Annotated in this window: 5 protein-coding genes; all 5 read left to right on the forward strand. The window is 75.7% G+C overall.

Features of this window, described 5'->3' with window-relative positions:
* The first annotated feature begins 8 nt into the window (after positions 1 to 8).
* The 5 genes from GPJ59_RS33465 to GPJ59_RS33485 all read left to right on the forward strand — a co-directional run bounded on the left by GPJ59_RS33465 (position 9) and on the right by GPJ59_RS33485 (position 4,793).
* Positions 9 to 236, forward strand: coding sequence for a hypothetical protein (locus tag GPJ59_RS33465; protein ID WP_219671677.1), 228 nt, complete (start codon positions 9 to 11; stop codon positions 234 to 236).
* A 7-nt stretch (positions 237 to 243) separates the two neighbouring features.
* Positions 244 to 1,059, forward strand: a complete 816-nt coding sequence (locus GPJ59_RS33470; protein ID WP_219671674.1) for a TlyA family RNA methyltransferase — start codon at positions 244 to 246, stop codon at positions 1,057 to 1,059.
* A gap of 20 nt (positions 1,060 to 1,079) precedes the next feature.
* Complete coding sequence (locus tag GPJ59_RS33475) at positions 1,080 to 1,994, forward strand: NAD kinase (RefSeq protein ID WP_219671675.1); 915 nt, start codon at positions 1,080 to 1,082, stop codon at positions 1,992 to 1,994.
* Positions 1,995 to 2,194: 200 nt separating this feature from the next.
* Positions 2,195 to 3,952 (forward strand): DNA repair protein RecN, encoded by a 1,758-nt coding sequence (gene recN / locus GPJ59_RS33480; protein WP_219671678.1) that lies wholly within the window; start codon positions 2,195 to 2,197, stop codon positions 3,950 to 3,952.
* Positions 3,953 to 4,349: 397 nt separating this feature from the next.
* Positions 4,350 to 4,793: a glycosyltransferase gene (locus tag GPJ59_RS33485; RefSeq protein WP_374200988.1), complete on the forward strand. Its 444-nt coding sequence runs from the start codon at positions 4,350 to 4,352 to the stop codon at positions 4,791 to 4,793.
* Positions 4,794 to 4,880: the final 87 nt, after the last annotated feature.

Consider the following 4,880-nt stretch of genomic DNA (forward strand, 5'->3'; position numbering starts at 1 on the left):
CGTCCGACGTGCCCGATGTGCCGGACGGGCCCGCCGGGCCCGCCCCGCTGGGCGTCGTACGGACGGCGACCGGGCACGCCGGGGTGGACGCGCTGCTGGAGCGGCTGGCCGACGCCGACCACCTCCCGGCGGACGGACACGTCGAGGTGTACGAGGATGTGCACAGGGGACTGCGTGACGCGCTGACCGCGCTGGACGCCGCCCCCACGCCTCGTCCGTACGACAACAGGAGCTGAACCGAACGTGGCAGGAGTGGCACGCCGCCGCCTGGACGCCGAACTGGTCCGCCGCAAGCTGGCACGCTCGCGCGAGCACGCGAGCCAGCTGATCGCCGCCGGCCGGGTCACCGTCGGCGGCACCACCGCGACCAAGGCCGCCACGCAGGTCGAGACCAGCGCCGCGCTCGTGGTGCGCGACGACGGCAGCGACCCGGACTACGTCTCGCGCGGCGGCCACAAGCTGGCCGGGGCGCTGGCCGCCTTCACACCCCTCGGGCTGCGCGTCGAGGGGCGCCGGGCGCTGGACGCAGGCGCGTCCACCGGCGGGTTCACGGACGTCCTGCTGCGGGCGGGCGTCGGGCACGTGGTCGCCGTGGACGTCGGCTACGGGCAGCTCGCGTGGTCGCTGCAGAGCGACGAGCGGGTCACCGTCAAGGACCGTACGAACGTCCGCGAGCTGACCCTGGAGCAGATCGACGGCGTGCCCGTCGACCTCGTCGTCGGCGACCTGTCCTTCATCTCGATCGGGCTGGTGCTGCCGGCCCTGGTGCGCTGCACCGCGCCCGACGCGGACCTGGTGCTGATGGTGAAGCCGCAGTTCGAGGTGGGCAAGGAGCGGCTCGGCAGCGGCGGTGTCGTACGCAGCCCCGAGCTGCGCGCGGAGGCCGTGCGCGAGGTGGCGCGGCGGGCGGGGGAGCTGGGTCTGGGCGTTCTCGGGGTGACCGCGAGTCCGCTGCCCGGCCCGTCGGGGAACGTCGAGTACTTTCTGTGGCTCCGGGCGGGGGCACCGGCCCTCGACCCGGCGGATGTTGACCGTGCAGTGGCGGAGGGGCCGCGGTGACAAGTTCAACAGGGGGACCGGTGGGAACAGCACAGCCCGCGACGGAGCGGACCGTCTTCCTGCTCGCGCACACAGGACGGCCGGCGGCCATACGCAGCGCCGAGCTGGTCGTACAGGGTCTGCTGCGCAGCGGACTGGGGGTACGGGTGCTGAAGCACGAGGCGGCGAACCTGCCGCTGCCACCCGAGGTGGAGCTGGTCACGGAGTCCACACCCGGCGTGCTCGACGGGTGTGAGCTGCTGATCGTGCTCGGCGGCGACGGCACGCTGCTGCGCGGGGCGGAGTTCGCCCGCGGCTCCGGGGTGCCGATGCTGGGCGTGAACCTCGGGCGGGTCGGCTTCCTCGCCGAGGCCGAACGCGACGACCTGGACAAGGTCGTGGACCGGGTGGTGACCCGGGACTACGAGGTCGAGGAGCGGATGACCCTCGACGTGGTCGTCCGCACCAACGGGGACGTGGTCCACCGGGACTGGGCGCTGAACGAGGCGGCCGTGCAGAAGGTGTCCCCGGAGCGGATGCTGGAGGTGGTCCTGGAGATCGACGGCCGGCCGGTCACCGGCTTCGGCTGCGACGGGATCGTCTGCGCGACCCCGACCGGTTCGACGGCGTACGCGTTCTCCGCGGGCGGTCCGGTGGTCTGGCCGGAGGTCGAGGCGCTGCTGATGGTCCCGATCAGCGCGCACGCGCTGTTCGCCAAGCCGCTGGTGACCTCGCCGGACTCGGTGCTGGCCGTGGAGGTGCAGACCGGCACCCCGCACGGGGTGCTGTGGTGCGACGGCCGGCGCACGCTGGAACTGCCGCCCAGCGCCCGGATCGAGGTCCGGCGGGGGAGCGTACCGGTACGGCTCGCCCGGCTGCACCACGCGGTCTTCACGGACCGGCTGGTGGCGAAGTTCGCCCTGCCGGTGTCGGGCTGGCGCGGCGCCCCGCACTGACGCCGCGCACTGACGCCGGGACCGGCGTACGGGCCCACGTACGGACCGGCCTGCTGCGCGTTCCGTGCCGCGTCCTGGGCCGCGTCCGGGCCGGGACGCGGCCGCCGCGGGCCGGCCGGCCTGCCCCGTCAGGGTGACGGCGGAGGCGGTCGACCAGCGGGGCAGGGGGCGAGGTCGCATCTGACGTGGCAAACCTCTGTATGGTCTTCTGCGTGCTTGAGGAGATGCGGATACGGTCGCTGGGCGTCATCGACGACGCGGTGGTCGAGCTGTCGCCCGGTTTCACCGCGGTGACCGGCGAGACCGGCGCGGGCAAGACCATGGTCGTCACCAGCCTCGGGCTGCTGCTCGGTGGCCGCGCCGACCCGGCGCTGGTGCGGATGGGATCCAAGGCGGCGGTCGTCGAGGGCCGGATCGTGATGCGGCCGGACGCGCCCGCCGCCCTGCGGGCGGAGGAGGCGGGGGCCGAGCTGGACGACGGCGCGCTGCTGATCAGCCGTACCGTCTCCGCCGAGGGGCGCTCGCGCGCCCACGTCGGCGGCCGCTCGGTGCCGGTCGGCCTGCTCGGCGAGCTCGCCGACGACCTGGTCGCCGTACACGGCCAGACCGACCAGCAGGGGCTGCTGCGGCCGGCCCGGCAGCGGCAGGCCCTGGACCGGTACGCCGGGGACGCCGTCGCGGTCCCGCTGGAGAAGTACGGGGCCGCCTACCGGCGGCTGCGGACCGTCTCCGCGGAGCTGGACGAGATCACCACCCGGGCCCGGGAACGGGCCCAGGAGGCGGACCTGCTGCGCTTCGGACTGGACGAGATCGCGGCGGTCGAGCCGCGGGCCGGCGAGGACGCCGAGCTGGCCGCCGAGGCGGAACGTCTCGGCCACGCCGAGTCGCTGGCGGGCGCCGCGCAGCTCGCGCACGCCGCGCTCGCGGGCGACCCGGAGGACCCCGAGGGCGTCGACGCCACCACCTTGGTCGCGGGCGCCCACCGGGCCCTGGAGTCCGTACGCTCGCACGATGTGGCGCTCGGCGCGCTCGCCGAGCGCATCGGGGAGCTGGGGATCCTGCTGGCCGACGTGGCCGGCGAGCTGGCCGGGTACGCCGACGACCTGGACGCCGACCCGCTGCGGCTGGCGGCGGTGGAAGAGCGCCGCGCGGCCCTGACCCAGCTGACCCGGAAGTACGGCACCGCCGACGGCGGCCTGGACGCCGTACTGCAGTGGGCGCAGACGGGTGCCGCCCGGCTGCTGGAGCTGGACGGCGACGACGAGCGGATCGGCGAGCTGACCGCCGAGCGGGACGCGCTGCGGGCGGAGCTGTCCGGCATGGCGCAGGCGCTGACGGACGCCCGGACGGAGGCGGCCGCGCGCTTCGCCTCGGCCGTGACCGCGGAGCTGGCCTCGCTGGCGATGCCGCACGCCCGGGTCTCGATCGACATCCGGCAGGCCGAGGACCCCTCCGGCGAGGGCGTCGAGGTCGGCGGTCGCGCGGTCGCGTACGGGCCGACCGGCGCGGACGAGGTGGAGCTGCTCCTCGCCCCGCACCCGGGGGCCCAGCCGCGGCCGATCGCCAAGGGCGCGTCGGGCGGTGAGCTGTCCCGGGTGATGCTGGCGGTGGAGGTCGTCTTCGCCGGCTCCGACCCGGTCCCGACGTACCTGTTCGACGAGGTCGACGCGGGCGTCGGCGGCAAGGCGGCGGTGGAGGTCGGCCGGCGGCTGGCGAAGCTGGCCAGGTCGGCGCAGGTCGTGGTGGTCACGCACCTGCCGCAGGTGGCCGCCTTCGCGGACCGGCAGCTGCTGGTGGAGAAGACCAACGACGGGTCGGTGACCCGCAGCGGGGTCACGGTCCTGGAGGGCGAGGACCGGATCCGCGAGCTGTCGCGGATGCTGGCCGGCCAGGAGGACTCGGAGACGGCACGGGCCCACGCGGAGGAACTGCTGGCGGCGGCGCGGGCGGACGGGTAGGGGCGGCGGGGACGCCGACGACGGGGCTGACGCCGGCGCCGTCCCCGTCCCCGACCCCGGCGCCGACCCCGACCCCGGCGCCGACCCCGGCGCCGGGGGCGCGGCGGCCCCGGCGCCTGTTCCCGTCCGCGGCCCCGTTCTGTTCCGGTCCCCGTTCCTTCCGGTTTCTGCCCCGTTCCGTTCCGTTTCCCCGGCGGGGCGCACTCTGGTGTCCTTCGGGCGGCGCGCGGAGGGTGCTGACGCTTCGTCAGGGTGACAGGTTCGTAGCCCGTGTGGGTGACGCATGAAGGTGTGAGGGGTCATCCTGTACCGGATCCGCACCCGAATGGGCTCGGAACGCGCGTACGGGCTGGCATCCTGGGCGACGTCCCTGCCCCCTCACCCAGGAGCTCCGGCCGTGAGCAGCACACCGGTTCCGGTTACGGGCCCGCCGTACGGGCGGGCGCCGCTGCGTGCCGTACAGGTCCTCGGGGGCGCGGGCGCCGGCAGCAGCGCGCACGTGCGGTCGCTGGCCGGCGGGCTGGCGGCGCGCGGGGTACGGGTGACGGTGTGCGCGCCGGTCGAGGCGGAGGGCGAGTACGACTTCACGGGCGCGGGGGCGCAGTTCACCCCGACCGCGGTGAGCGCCCTGCGGGCCGCGTGCGCCGGGGCGGACGTGGTGCACGCGCACGGTGTGCAGGCCGGGATGCGGGCGGCGCTGGCGCTGCGCGGGTTCCGGGCGCCGCTGGTGGTGACCTGGAACGGCGGCGGCGCCGAGGCGACCGGCCCGCTGGCCCGGTTGGCGCGCCCGCCCGGGTTGCCCGGCGCGTCCTCCGCCCTGCTTCCTCCCGGCGTCCGGTAGTTGAGCCCCAGCGAGCCCACCTCGATCCGGTCGCCCCCGCCCCGCTCCAGCCGCTCCCGCCGCGACTCCGCGAACCCGTTCCTGGCC

The sequence above is a fragment of the Streptomyces bambusae genome (assembly GCF_019400985.1).
Classification (GTDB): domain Bacteria; phylum Actinomycetota; class Actinomycetes; order Streptomycetales; family Streptomycetaceae; genus Streptomyces; species Streptomyces bambusae_A.

Bases quoted from the DNA above. Each gene is read 5' to 3' on its own strand.
- recN (WP_219671678.1), top strand. From the start codon at position 2,195: ATGGTCTTCTGCGTGCTTGAGGAGATGCGGATACGGTCGCTGGGCGTC.